The organism is Bradyrhizobium sp. 190 (genome assembly GCF_023073415.1).
In the GTDB taxonomy this organism is placed as follows: domain Bacteria; phylum Pseudomonadota; class Alphaproteobacteria; order Rhizobiales; family Xanthobacteraceae; genus Bradyrhizobium.
Genome location: NZ_JADPJL010000005.1, coordinates 318,445 through 331,094, shown reverse-complemented (window position 1 = coordinate 331,094; position 12,650 = coordinate 318,445). Strand labels below are relative to the sequence as shown.

Here is a 12,650-nt window from a genome sequence, read left to right as displayed (position 1 = left end):
GGTGGCTATTTCCGAGCCGGAGCCGCTCACAGCGGCTCACGACGTCTCTGGGTTCTCCTGTGGCAAGCCGTCTCTGGATCGATGGCTGAAGACACGCGCGCTCTCCAATCAAGAGAAGGGTTTCACGGCCGTCATGGTCGTACATGAAGCCAATCGGGTCCTTGGCTATTACGGCCTCGCGCCTACGGCGGTTCTTCCCGCAACGCTGCCGCGATCGATCCGTACCGGTCAGCCGCCTGATCCCGTTCCTTGCCTGTTGTTGGGACAGCTGGCGGCAGATCAGAATTACATCGGCAAAGGAATTGGCACTGGATTGCTCAAGCATGCGCTGCAACGTTGCGTAATTGCGGCCAGCCTGATTGGCGGACGTGCCCTCATCGTCAATGCTGTCGATATCGAGGCCGCTAATTTTTGGAAGCGGCGCGGCTTTGTTCCTTCGAAGGATGATCCGCTGATCCTGTTCAGGTCTCTTGCCGACATCGCGGCATCGATCACCTTGCCTTCCGGCTCGACATTTCAAGAACCCTCGTGACCCATTGGATGTTCGACAGTTCGAACCCGGCTCTGCACCCGGTACACCGCAAAGTTACAACACACACCCATAATGCGCCGACGATACCAGCCGGATGTACTTGTCGTGCACCGATCCTGGCCGTACCGCGGCGATTGAGGCAGGCGCGCGCCAGTCGGCCATGCGGCGGGTGATCTCTTCCGCTGGCACTTCGAGATTCACGGTGCGGGCGCCCGGATCGATCACGATCGTATCGCCGTCGCGCACCGCGGCGATCGGGCCGCCGCGCGCGGCTTCCGGCGAGACGTGGCCGATCAGGATGCCGTGCGAGACGCCGGAAAAACGGCCGTCGGTGATCAGCGCGACATCCTCGCCGAGGCCCCGCCCCTGGAGCTGGATCGTCAGCATCACCATTTCGGGCATGCCGGGTCCGCCGACCGGACCGACATTGCGCACCACGATAACATTGCCCGACACAATCTCGCCAGCGCGGATCGCGGCCATCGTGTCCGCCTCTGACTCGAAGACGCGCGCAGTGCCGCGGAACTGCCCCTTCTCGAGCGCCTTGCCCGACAGCTTGAGCAAACAGCTCTCCGGCGCGAGGTTGCCCTTCAGGACGCTGATGTGATTGTTCGCCGGCGCGATTGGTTTCGACACCGGAAGGACGATCTCCTGCGGCGCCATCTGTTCGAGCGTCGGAACATCGGCGAGATTTTCCGCCAACGTCTTGCCGGTCACCGTCATGACGTCGCCATGCAGAAGGCCCGCGCGAAGCAATTCCTTCATCACAACCGGCACGCCGCCGATCGCATGCAGGCTGCCCATTGCGAACGGTCCATGCGGCTGCAGATTGACCAGCAGCGGGACGCGCTCGCCGACCTGCTGGATGCGCTCGATGGTGATCGGCACCTGTGCCTCGCGCGCGACCGCGAGCAGATGCAGATACATGTTGGTCGAACCGCCCATCGCGTAGACGGTCGTGATCGCATTCTCAAACGCCCGCTCGGTCATGATGTCGCGTGGCCGGATGCCGGCCTCCATCAGCCGGTACATGGCATCGACCGAAGCCCGCGCCTGCGCGCGGACGTCGGCGTGGATGTCGCTGCCGGCGTCGTAGTCGGCGGGATGCGAGGCGCCGCGTGGCAGCATCATGCCGATCGCCTCCGCGATCGTACTCATGGTGTTGGCGGTGAACATGGCACCGCAGGTACCGCTGCCCGGCATCACGTTGCGCTCGACTTCCAGCAACTCCTCGCCGGAGAGGCGGCCGGACTCGTTGGCGGCGCGCGCCTCGGCGTAATCGAGGATCGTGATGTTGTTGCCCTTGCTGGCCCATGCCCCGAACGAGACGCGACCCGGCGTGCTGGTGCCGGGATAGAGCACGAGCCCAAAAGCATTGGTGCGCGCCAGCGGCATCAGCGCGGCCGCGCCCGTCTTGTCGCAGCCGGAAATGACAATCATCGCATCGCCATGATGCGCGTAGTGGCCGATCTCAAAACAGTCGGCGACGACGTCGCGCGAGGCGAGGCTGTAGCCCGCCGTCGGCGTGCCCTGCGTCAGCGCATCCGACACCGCCGGCGCGCCGACGATCAGCCCCTGCCCGCCGCGCTCCGCCAAGATATCGACCAGCAGATCGGTAATGGCGCGCACGCGGTTGTTGCAGCGATGGGCATTGGTGTAGGCGCTGGCAATCGTCACCACCGCGTTGGCTTGGGCCGCGCGGTCAGGATCGAATCCGGCAGCGCGCAGCTCCACCCGCCCTCGCTTCCAATAGGTGCTGCTGTCCTGCGTCGTCATGGGGTGCTCCAGGTCTTCCGGTTGATCGCGGTTCTTGTTTAGCCGGTCTTGCCGTCGTCGAAACTCACGATCACGGCCGCGTTCGCGATGATGATGGAGTCGCTACCGCTCTCGGCCGGCACTTCCAGCCCGCCCTTGACCGCCGTCACGTTCACGGTGCCGTACGGCAGTTCTTTGGCAACTGCCGCAGTGTCGACCCCGCTCGGGTCCGGCACCGCGACGGTGACCTCGACGAACATGTCGTTGGCGGTCTTCCCCAGCATCCGGAAGAAGCCGAGGCTGGAATGGCGGATGGCGTCGGAAACGGCGCGCCTGGCGGCCTTGGTGGCGTCGCGTCCGTGAACGTCGACGCCCATGCCCATTTCGGTGATACAGCGCACGCGTGCCATGGCATTTCCTCTTGTCGTTGGCGTGGGGAGAGATTATCCGGCGAAAGGCCTGCCCTCTCAATCCTCGCTTGCGGCCGCCGCGTCAAGTCACGGCGCAGCAAAGCTGCGCCCGGCGTTCGGATCCCGGTCGGGCGGTAACGCCCCGGGGCTCGCGAGGACGCGGACCAGGCCAAGGTGTGGAAGCAGTTCGTCGACGGCGAACTGGCTTGGGCAATCTCATTGAAACCACGCGGTGCGCATCTCAGCCCGGCGGCATCTTTTCGAATTTCGGCAGTGCCGGATCGAGATGGTCCCACGCGTAACCGCGCACATGGTACGTTACCGCCTGCGGCTTATATCGGGTTGGATCATCCAGGCTCGCTGCGTGGATGGTGAATAGATCTGACCAGGCCGAGAACGTCAGATAGACCGGTGAACCGCAGGTGGGACAGAAGCCGCGGCTCTTTACGTTACCGCTATCGCCGACCATGTCCCAGTGCGTGGCTTCGCCCGTGAGCTTCACGTCCTTGCGATGCGGGAAAGTCAAATAGGATCCATGCCCGGTGCCGCTCTTGCGTTGACAGTCGCGGCACTGGCAATCGTTCGACGCCATTGGCTCAGCAGAGATTTCATATCGGATCGCACCGCAGGCGCATCCGCCGGTATAGGCGTGGCTCAAGCTCTTTCTCCTTCGGTAAAACAGCACGGGTGGACCACGAACTCTTCGAATGCCCCGGCCGGGCGTCTCACGCCCGGCTTTCACTGACCTGCGAAGTTCGCGTGCGACTGGCAATCAGCTTCAGCCAGGGCGCCGAATGGAAGGCGCTCATCAATAAGTACATCGGGACCATTCCGCCGAGAGGTGACGCACTCGCGGTCGAACACAACGCATCCGCCGATCCAAGGACGCCGGTAAGCAGCGCCATTGTCGCGAATGTCGGCGCGGCCGCGAGATAGAGCCCGTTGGCCACCTTCCGCGCGGCGGTGCTCCGGCGGATCGCGCCGCCGGATCCGCCGGAATAGCCTTGGCTACAGCCCTGGCTCATCGCTTCGCACTCGCGGACTGCTTCCGGAATGCGGCCTCGCCAGCATCCGACACCTCGACCCACCTCTTGTCGGGCGCCGCACCTTCGACGTAGCTGTCGTGCCAGTTCCACCACTTATAGGTTGGGGTCTGCGGATAGCCTTCGGGCGAATCCTCCCACTCCTCCTGGCGCCCGAGCGGCGTGATGTCGAGATAATTCCAGGTGCTCCCCATCTGCTCGTCGCCGCGGTTATTGATGAAATAGGTACGGTAAATCTTGTTGCCGTCGCGGAAGAACACGTTGGTGCCGTGCCATTCGCCGACGTCGAAGTCGGCATCAAAGCTGTCCGTAACGGTGTACCAGGGGATCATCTCCCATCCCATTCGCGCCTTCTGGCGCGCGATGTCTGCCTGCGGCGCGCGCGAGGCGAACACGAGCGTGGTGTCGCGGGCGTTGAGATGCGCGAGATGAGCGACCTGGTCGGCCACCATCGAGCAGCCGCGGCAGGCATGGTCTGGCCAGCCGAACACGCCGGGCTCGTAGAAGGCGCGGTAGACGATCAGCTGATGGCGGCCCTCGAACAGATCGCGCAAGCTCGCCTTGCCCGCAGGCCCCTCGAACTTATATTCCTTCTCCACGGCCAACCACGGCATCCGCCGGCGCTCGGCGGCCAGTGCGTCGCGAGCGTGGGTCAATTCCTTCTCCTTCACGAGCAACTGCTTGCGCGCGGCTTCCCACTCCTGCGCTGAAACGGCATGAATCTGCATAGCTAACCTCCTGTTTGTTGCAGTGCTTGTTGCGTTGCACGTCAGGCCGGCAGCCGGCGGTCGTATTCCTGCTGCAGGTGGGCCCAGCCGTCCCAGAATGGTGCCGGTTCCTTGTCGTTGGCACGGGCGACCAGGACATCGAGATGCATGTGCCAGCCGGCGCTGACTTTGAGCATGGTCGAGCGATCGGGCAGACGCCGATGGGTCACGGTGAGCAGCACGCCCGAGCCCTTGGGCTCCAGCTCGAACGTCACGTCGCCGCTGTTGTTCCAGGCGATCGAAAGCTTGCGGAGCGGTTCGAGCTCGGTGATCCGGCTCTGCATACGATGCTCTTCCGGGAACCCCTCCGGGCGCTTGCCCGGGGGATCGTTGAGTTCGTCGTTGCGCCAGACGAATTCGACGGGCGAGCCGACCTTCATCTCCATCGCGCCCGCCGCGAGCCATTTGCGGCGCAGGTCGCTGTCGGTGAGGTAGGCCCAGATGCGCTCGATCGGACCGGGCAGAAGCCTTTGGATCTTGAGCGTGGTCGGCTCGATCAACTCGCCATAGGCATCGGGCTTTGTCGTTGCATTCATTGTCTACTCCTTCACCTGCTTTGCTTTCGCCTCGTCCTCTGCACGCAGCAGGGCTTCCAGCGAGTCGAGTTTTGCGCTCCAGAAACGTTCGTAGCGCTTCAGCCACACATCGGCTTCCGCGAGCCGTGCCGCCTCGAGGCGGCACAGATGGGTGCGGCCGCGGATCGTGCGCTTCACCAGCCCGGCATTCTCCAGCACCCGCACATGTTTCGACGCGCCGGCGAAGCTCATATGGAATGGCGTCGCCAGTTCCCCGATCGTGAGCTCCCGCTCGGCCAAATGACCAAGCATCGCGCGGCGCGTCGGGTCCGCCAGCGCGTGAAAAACAGCATCGAGATGTGTCGAATGCTCAACCATATGGTTTAGTATAGACACGCAGCGTCGATAGTCAACCGATCGGTTTAACGTTTTCGTGATGGACCGCGCTAGCTAACCGTCCGACACCGTGTAGACGGCGCAGGGAGATGCGATGCCGCGTAGCGCATGGGTTCCCAGCGGGATCAGTGTCACGCTCGTTTCCGCGGCGACTGCGCCGGAGATGAGAACGGTGCAGCCCAGCGGCCGGCAGAGCCCTTCGAGTCGGCTCACCAGATTCACCGCAGGCCCGATCGCGGTGAAATCGAGCCGGTCGGCCGCGCCGACATTGCCCCACAGAATTTCGCCAAGGTGCAGCGCCACGCCGAACGACAGCGGCGGCAGCCCCTGCTCTCGCCGGCTCGTATCGAGATGCGCCATTCCGGCTTTCGCGGAAGCAACTGCGCGCAGCGCGGCGTCGCAGGCTTCACGCGGCTTGTCGCCGACCGGGAAAATCGCGAGCACGCCGTCGCCGATGAATTTCAACACCTCACCGCCAAAGGCGTGGACGGCGCCGCCGATGCAGTCGAACCAGCCGCCGAGTGCGGCGATGACGGCAGCCGGAGGCTCGGCCTCGGACAGCGCGGTGAAGCTGCGCAGATCGCCATAGAGCAACACCGCCCGAATGGTCTCGCCGACTTCACGCCGCAGCGGCCCCGCCAGCACGCGCGCGGCGCTGCGCCGACCAAGATAAGCCTCGAGCGCGGCCGACAGCGTCGCGCGTGCCGAGAGCACGGCGAGCGGCGCTGCGGCAAAGCGGGCGGCTTCGCGCAATCGATTGGCTTCCGCTTCTGTGAACCGGCGCGGCGCGATCCAGCCGAGCACAGGCCCGCCTTCTCCCGCGCCAACGCTGTCTTCATGCACAATGCCGCCCGCGAGCCCGGTCAACCAACTCCGCCCCGCATCGCCGGGCGAGCTTCCGACGCTGCCGAATCCCGCCGGCGCAAATCCCACCGCCTCGATCACCTCTCCGTTCCCAGCCCGCCACAGCCAGGTGCGGCGGGCGATGATCGGATGCGGCACGGCGAGCGTCAGCGCGCCGCCGGCAAGCGGCACGCCATCCGCAATCAAGCGCGTGCCGAGTTCGGCGAGGAACCGGTCGGCGCCCGGCGAAGCGCTGGCCGCATCGACCAGCCATGCCAGCGTCGAACTCAGTTGCATGGTCCGACCCTATGGCAGGGACAATTCATTATCATCATCGGCACTTGGTAAATTCCCGCGCCAGCATATGTTGGCACGGTTGCAGCACCGCTTATGCCAACAAGCAGCGAGGTTATTGATGCCTGAATCGTTTGTGGTCCAGCGCGAGACCCAGATCGCCGCACCGCGCGCCAGCGTGTTCGCCTTCCTGACGGACCCTGAGAAGATCGTGCAATGGATGGGCAGCGAGGCCGTGACGGAGATGCATCCGGGCGGGTTGTATCTCCTGAAGGGCGTTGGCAGTGCGACGGCGCGCGGCACGTTCCGCGAGGTGGTGCCGGTGCATCGCCTCGCCTACAGTTTTGGCTGGGAAGGCAATGACGAGGTGCCGCCGGGATCGGGCCTGATCGAGATCGACCTGATCGACCAGGATGGCGGCACATTGCTGCGCATGACTCATAGCGGCCTTCCAAGCGCCGCTCACCAGGCGAGCCATGCCAAGGGCTGGATCCATTATATCGACAGGCTGACCAAGGTGGCTGCCGGCCAGGATCCCGGACCGGATCGAGGGCCGAACGGCACCCGCAACGCGTGAGGAAGATATCGGTCAAGGCGTGCATCGCTGGACGATCAATCCTCTTTCTTCAACACCGTCACGTGGAGGCGGCGCCGGATTTCCATCCCCTGCCGGCGGTAGAGCGCGATGGCCGAGTGATTGCTGGTGAAGACGTGCAGGAAGGGAATTTCTCCGCGCGATACAATCTGGCGGGAGACGGCGGATAGCAGCATCTGCCCGTAGCCCCGGCCGCGGTGGGATGGATGCACGCAGACGGCGGTCATCTCGGTGTAGCGAGCGGGCTTCATCCGTTCGCCGATCATCGCGACGAGCTGGCCGTCGACGCGGATGCCGAGGAAGGTGCCGAGTTCATGGGTCCGCACGTAGAACGGCCCTGGCTTGGTGAGCGCGGTCAGTTCCATCATCGCCGGAACGTCGTCGACACCGAGGGTGATGATGTCGACGCCATTGGCCGGCGTTTCGACTGGCGCCCCTATCATCTGCTCACCGGTATCCGCCAGCACGATCTTGAATTCGGCAGGCGGACTGACGGCATCCGGCGTGAACAGCACGGCGATGTCTTGCGACGACATCAGCGCGCCAAGCGCTGCAAAGCTTTCGGGCGACATGTCCGCCGTCGCGGCGAACGGCGTGATCTCTGTCGGATAGCGCCACGCACGGGCATCGCCTTCGGCCAACGCCTGATGCGTGGTCGTCAACGCGGTCCAGATCGGATAATCGAGGGGATGGTTTGCGTCGCGGACAGACATCAGACTGCTTTCATTCCCATTCAATTGTACGACCACACTAGCGGTAATCGCTGAGGTCGGCGACCTTGCCGCCCTCCCGGACTTCGGCGGTGTAGCGCCAGATGTCCGGCCGCGAGCCATCAATATCCGTAAAGCCATAGTGGCGCGCGAGTTCGCCGGAGCTGACCGACTTTTGATTCCAGCTGCCGCGACCGGGATCGGTGGCGAGCGCGGCCACGGCGCGGCCGACATAGCGCGGCGATTCCGACAGCGCGAAATCGGGCGGCGCCTGGTGCCGGCCGCCTCCCCGCTCCGTCAGCGCCTCGCGCCAGTTGGCTTCGGTGACGCCGAAATTCTCCAGCATCATCTCGGAGCGCAGCCAGCCCGGCGTGATCGCCACCGCCGTGGCCCCGTGGGGCTCGAGTTCGTGGCCTTGCGAGAAGGCCAGACGGTTTACGCTCTGCTTAACGAGATCATAGAACACCGAGATCCGGTAATGCTGGGCGTTGTAGTCGGCGGTTCCGTCGGTGACTTCGACGAGCAGGCCGCCGGGCTGCGCGACCAGCAGTGGCAACAGATAATGCGACGTCACCAGATGCGTCTCGATGCCGAGGCGCAGAATCCGCAAGCCCTTTTGCAGGTCGAGCTTCCAGATCGGCGTGTTCCATTGCGGCGGGGCACCCTTCAGCACTTCGGCGCCCCAGATGTCGTTGACGAGCACGTCGATCCGGCCATGGTCGTCGCGGATGCGTTCGGCCAAGGCCGCGACCTGCGCCGGTTCGAGATGGTCGACGGCGATGGCGACGCCCTTGCCGCCTAGCCCGGTCACAAGCTCGGCGGTCTCCTCGATCGTCTCGCGCCGGTCATAGTCGGATCGCGTCGGAGCATCGGCGCGCGTGCTGCTGCGCCCTGTGCAGATCACCGTCGCGCCGGCTTCGCCGAGCGCTGTGGCGATGCCGCGGCCGGCGCCGCGCGTCGCACCTGCTACGACGGCGATGCGTCCGCGAAGCGAACCCTTCTCTGCCACGCCATTCATTGCAGCTTCCCTTTCACGCGCCGCCGGAGGCCGATCGCATCGAGCGCGCCGTCACGCCTCCTCCGCCGTCGCCTTGATCAGATTATCGCGCAACGTGACGACATTTTCCTGCAGCCGCGCGAACTCGTCCGGCTTGAGTCCGGTCGAGGCCACGAGGTTCATGTGCATCCCCTTCTCGCGCAACCGCCGGCCGGCCTCGGTAAGGCTGATGCGCACCTGCCGCTCGTCCGCGGGATCGCGCTGCCTACTCAGATAACCCATCGACTCCAGCTTTTTCAGGATCGGCGTCAGCGTGTTGGATTCGAGAAACATCTTTTCGCCAAGCTCGCTCACCGTCTGGTCGTCCTGCTCCCACAAGGCCACGATCGTGATCCATTGCGGGTAGGTCAGACCGAGATCCTCAAGGCCCTTCCGGTAGGCACGGCCGAAAGCGAGGTTGGCCGAGTAGATTGCAAAGCACAGGAAATCGCCAAGGCGTCGGTCGGCCCCCGGCGGTTTCGCCTTCTGGCCGGCCTTTGAATTGTCTCTGGAATTGTCTCTGGAACCGGCCGCCTGACCGGATTTGGGACCATCATTGGGTTTCATGGAGGTCGTCCTTTTCGACACGAACATGTGAAGTCTCGCATCCATATATATCGCATCCGATTAAATCGGAAGGGTTGACAGTCGGGCTCAGCGGGTATTTATAGCACGCATGCGAATACATCGTACACGATCTAATTAGAGGAGAAAGCCATGACCACCACATCTGCAAACCAGACCTCGAATGCGCCGGCGATCGACCTGAAGCTCGAAATCGTCGTCATTCCCGTTTCCGACGTCGAACGCGCCAAGCAGTTTTATGCAAAACTCGGCTGGCGGCTCGACGCCGACTTTGCCGGCCCCGACGATTACCGCGTAATCCAGTTCACCCCGCCCGGTTCCAACGCCTCGGTGATCTTCGGCAAGAACGTCACCTCTACCGCGCCCGGCTCGGCGCAGGGCCTGTACCTGGTCGTCTCGGACATTGAAGCTGCCCGCAAGGAGCTGCTCGGCCGCGGCGTCGCGATCAGCGAAGCGTTCCACGCCGGCGGCGACGTGCATGTTGGCCAGGACGAGCCGTATCTGTTCGGACGGGTCCGGCTGAACGGCCCGGATCCGGAGCGCGGCAGCTACCGTTCGTATGCGTCGTTCAGCGATCCCGACGGCAATGGCTGGCTGCTGCAGGAAGTCACCGCGCGATTGCCCGGCCGCATCGACGGCAACGGCACCTCGTTCACTTCGTCGGCCGATCTCGCGGCCGCGTTCCGCCGGGCCGCCGCCGCCCATGGCGAGTACGAGAAGCGCAACGGCGGCAAGCACGATGAGAACTGGCCGGACTGGTATGCCGACTACATCGTCAACGAACAGAGCGGCCAGCAGCAGGCCGCATGAACAGGCAAAGCTGTCATCGGCGGCGGCCCGCTCCATGCGTTCGCCGCCGGTGAGGATGCCATTCACCAAGTCGATCTGAAATTGTCAGCGCTGACTCGCGCAAGTTCGATGAAATCTCAAACCCAGGAGCTCAACATGACCAGGATCAATATGGACAGGATGAAAATCATGGCGATGGCGGCGCTTGTCGCTGGAGCCGTTCTGGCGCCGCTTGGCGCGCAGGCGCAGCAGAGCGGCGTCACGCGAACTGATCTGCAGCGGCACGATCTCAGCGCGCCCGGACGCGAGGCAATCCAGGTGCGCGTCGACCTCGCCCCCGGCGTGGCGTTCGGCAAGCATACGCATCCCGGCGAAGAGGTGATTTATGTCCTCGAAGGCACGCTCGAATATCAGATCGAGGACAAGCCGCCTGTCACGCTGAAGGCCGGCGACGTGCTCTTCATTCCTGCCGGAACGGTCCACTCGGCCAGGAATCCCGGCAGCGTCACCGGCAGCGAGCTTGCCACCTACATCGTCGAGAAGGGGAAACCGCTCCTCACGCTGGTGAAGTGAGCGGCCGCCCACGAGGAGAGTCCGACATGATCGAGATTGCGTTGGCATTTGCGGCCGGCTTGCTGACGGCGGCAGCGCCCTGCATCCTGCCGTTGCTACCGGTCTTGCTGGGCGCCTCCATTGGCCAGCAAGACCAGCGGCGACCGCTCTTCCTCGTGGCCGGTTTCATCCTGACTTTTTCCGGTTTTGCAATCCTGTTCGGCTCGTTCTCGACCGTGCTTGGCTTGTCGCACGATACCTTGCGGAAGGTCTCCATCATCCTGCTCGGCAGCTTTGGCGTTCTGCTGCTGTGGCCGCAGCCATACGAGTGGCTGATGGCGAGGTCGAGCGGCCTGTTCTCTTTCGCCGACAGCGTCGTCGCGCGCGCCGGATCAGGCAATGCCGGCGGGCTCGTTGTTGGACTGACGCTCGGCGTGCTCTGGACACCTTGTGCCGGGCCGGTGCTCGGCTCCATTCTCACGCTGATCGCAACATCGGAAAACCTGGCACGCGCCGCACTGCTGCTCGTCACATACGCGGTCGGCGCCGGCATTCCGATCCTCCTGATCGCCTATGGAGGACAATATGCGACCACGCAAGTGCGGAAGCTTGCGCCCTACACCCTCGCCTTGCAGCGAACATTTGGCGCGGCGGTGCTCCTCGTAGCGGTGGCCTTCTACACGCAATACGACAGCATCGTCGCTGTCTGGTTTTCGGAGCTTTATCCGAACCTTCAACTGGGATTATGACAATGCGCAAGCTTCTCGGCCTGATCGTCCTCGTTTTCGTTGCCGTTCTTGCCATCGCGCAGTTTGGCCCATCCGCGCTGCTCAGCGAAGAAACGACGCGGCAGGACTCCCGGTCCGCGCCGGAGTTCTCCGGGATTTCCGCCTGGCTGAATTCGCCACCGCTGACGGTGGAGAGCCTCCGCGGCAAGGTCGTGCTGGTTCAGTTCTGGACCTACTCCTGCATCAACTGCCTGCGCACGCTGCCTTACGTCACAAAATGGCATGAACAATACAAAGACAAAGGCCTTGTCGTGGTCGGCGTGCACACTCCCGAATTCGCCTTCGAGAAGGAACGTGCGAACGTTGAGACCGCCATCAAGCGCCTGGGCATCCATTATCCGGTGGCACAGGACAATCAGTACATCACCTGGCGCGCCTTCGGAAATCAGTACTGGCCGGCCGCGTATCTGATCGACACGTCCGGCACGATCGTCGCGACGCAGTTCGGCGAAGGCGGTTATCAGCAAATGGAAAACGCCATCGCGCGTCTTGTCGGCGAAGCCATGCCCACCGCGCAAACAACCGATCCGGACTTGAGCGCCGTCGCAACGCCCGAAATATATCTCGGTTCCGAGAAGAATGATGGCGCCATCGTCGAGACGCAAGAAGCGGCGCGCGGCGAGCGGACCTATGCGCTGCCGGACGACGTGCCGCCGAACCGGTTCGCCCTCTCCGGGCTCTGGAATGTGACGCACGACCGCGCCACCTCGTCGGCAGACGGCGACGAGATCCTGCTCCGCTTCAATGCGTCCAGGGTCAACCTGGTCGCTGGCAGTCTCTCGCCGCAAACATTGTCCGTGATCGTCGACGGAGCACCGCAGCCGCCGGTCACTGTCGATGGAAGCAGGCTTTACTCCCTCTACAACGGCGCCAGTGGCGAGCACGTGTTGCGGCTGAAAGCGCCCAAGGCCGGCCTGAGCGCCTACACCTTTACGTTCGGCTGAACGCGATCGGGCGCGCCGGATTCTGACTCCATTGTCAAACATCATCAAGGGTGCGGCTTGCGGAGATATGGATTGCTTCGTCGCTTCGCTCCCTTG

At 63.8% G+C, this 12,650-nt stretch carries 17 protein-coding genes; 6 read left to right on the top strand and 11 right to left on the bottom strand.

All coding sequences use genetic code 11. From position 1 onward, the window contains the following. Position 1: 1 nt before the first annotated feature. Complete coding sequence (locus IVB22_RS02770; RefSeq protein ID WP_247515773.1) at positions 2–532, top strand: GNAT family N-acetyltransferase; 531 nt, start codon at positions 2–4, stop codon at positions 530–532. Positions 533–586: 54 nt separating this feature from the next. Here the strand turns inward: IVB22_RS02770 and IVB22_RS02765 are convergent, their stop codons facing one another. From IVB22_RS02765 to IVB22_RS02730, 8 genes are all read right to left on the bottom strand, one after another. Further along, complete coding sequence (locus IVB22_RS02765; protein ID WP_247515772.1) at positions 587–2,308, bottom strand: dihydroxy-acid dehydratase; 1,722 nt, start codon at positions 2,306–2,308, stop codon at positions 587–589. A gap of 38 nt (positions 2,309–2,346) precedes the next feature. Next, positions 2,347–2,697, bottom strand: a complete 351-nt coding sequence (locus IVB22_RS02760) for a Lin0512 family protein (RefSeq protein ID WP_247515771.1) — start codon at positions 2,695–2,697, stop codon at positions 2,347–2,349. 241 nt (positions 2,698–2,938) lie between these two features. Next, entirely contained in the window at positions 2,939–3,355 is a 417-nt protein-coding gene (locus IVB22_RS02755; RefSeq protein ID WP_247515770.1) for a GFA family protein, read from the bottom strand. Between the two features lie 67 nt (positions 3,356–3,422). Continuing rightward, a complete protein-coding gene (locus IVB22_RS02750; RefSeq protein WP_247515769.1) occupies positions 3,423–3,722 on the bottom strand; it encodes a hypothetical protein in 300 nt (99 codons plus the stop codon). After that, the gene (locus IVB22_RS02745; protein ID WP_247515768.1) at positions 3,719–4,468 is read right to left on the bottom strand and encodes a DUF899 domain-containing protein; all 750 of its coding nucleotides are present in this window, start codon (positions 4,466–4,468) and stop codon (positions 3,719–3,721) included. Before IVB22_RS02745 ends, IVB22_RS02750 begins: the two co-directional genes overlap by 4 nt. 41 nt (positions 4,469–4,509) lie before the next feature. Beyond that, positions 4,510–5,043 carry an SRPBCC family protein gene (locus IVB22_RS02740; protein ID WP_247515767.1) on the bottom strand — a complete coding sequence of 178 codons (534 nt, stop codon included), beginning with the start codon at positions 5,041–5,043 and terminating at the stop codon, positions 4,510–4,512. Positions 5,044–5,046: 3 nt separating this feature from the next. After that, positions 5,047–5,400 (bottom strand): helix-turn-helix transcriptional regulator, encoded by a 354-nt coding sequence (locus IVB22_RS02735; protein WP_247515964.1) that lies wholly within the window; start codon positions 5,398–5,400, stop codon positions 5,047–5,049. Positions 5,401–5,472: 72 nt separating this feature from the next. Further along, entirely contained in the window at positions 5,473–6,558 is a 1,086-nt protein-coding gene (locus IVB22_RS02730; protein ID WP_247515766.1) for an adenylate/guanylate cyclase domain-containing protein, read from the bottom strand. Between the two features lie 118 nt (positions 6,559–6,676). On the opposite strand from IVB22_RS02730, the gene IVB22_RS02725 reads away from it, so the two are divergent. Then, on the top strand, positions 6,677–7,132 hold the full coding sequence (locus IVB22_RS02725; protein ID WP_247515765.1) for an SRPBCC family protein: 456 nt from the start codon (positions 6,677–6,679) through the stop codon (positions 7,130–7,132). A 35-nt stretch (positions 7,133–7,167) separates the two neighbouring features. Here IVB22_RS02725 and IVB22_RS02720 read toward each other — a convergent pair whose 3' ends face one another. Genes IVB22_RS02720 through IVB22_RS02710 form a run of 3 tightly spaced genes read right to left on the bottom strand, consistent with a single transcriptional unit; the run spans position 7,168 to position 9,463 of the window. Then, complete coding sequence (locus IVB22_RS02720) at positions 7,168–7,863, bottom strand: GNAT family N-acetyltransferase (RefSeq protein ID WP_247515764.1); 696 nt, start codon at positions 7,861–7,863, stop codon at positions 7,168–7,170. A gap of 37 nt (positions 7,864–7,900) precedes the next feature. Continuing rightward, entirely contained in the window at positions 7,901–8,878 is a 978-nt protein-coding gene (locus IVB22_RS02715) for an SDR family oxidoreductase (RefSeq protein WP_247515763.1), read from the bottom strand. A gap of 51 nt (positions 8,879–8,929) precedes the next feature. Beyond that, positions 8,930–9,463, bottom strand: coding sequence for a MarR family winged helix-turn-helix transcriptional regulator (locus IVB22_RS02710; RefSeq protein WP_247515762.1), 534 nt, complete (start codon positions 9,461–9,463; stop codon positions 8,930–8,932). A gap of 150 nt (positions 9,464–9,613) precedes the next feature. Between IVB22_RS02710 and IVB22_RS02705 the strand changes: the two genes are divergently transcribed. The 4 genes from IVB22_RS02705 (at position 9,614) to IVB22_RS02690 (ending at position 12,554) form a co-directional block, all read left to right on the top strand. Then, positions 9,614–10,291, top strand: a complete 678-nt coding sequence (locus IVB22_RS02705) for a VOC family protein (protein WP_247515761.1) — start codon at positions 9,614–9,616, stop codon at positions 10,289–10,291. Positions 10,292–10,441: 150 nt separating this feature from the next. After that, entirely contained in the window at positions 10,442–10,843 is a 402-nt protein-coding gene (locus IVB22_RS02700) for a cupin domain-containing protein (RefSeq protein WP_247515963.1), read from the top strand. A gap of 26 nt (positions 10,844–10,869) precedes the next feature. After that, a complete protein-coding gene (locus IVB22_RS02695) occupies positions 10,870–11,571 on the top strand; it encodes a cytochrome c biogenesis CcdA family protein (protein WP_247515760.1) in 702 nt (233 codons plus the stop codon). A 2-nt stretch (positions 11,572–11,573) separates the two neighbouring features. Continuing rightward, on the top strand, positions 11,574–12,554 hold the full coding sequence (locus tag IVB22_RS02690) for a thioredoxin family protein (protein WP_247515759.1): 981 nt from the start codon (positions 11,574–11,576) through the stop codon (positions 12,552–12,554). Positions 12,555–12,650 lie beyond the last annotated feature (96 nt).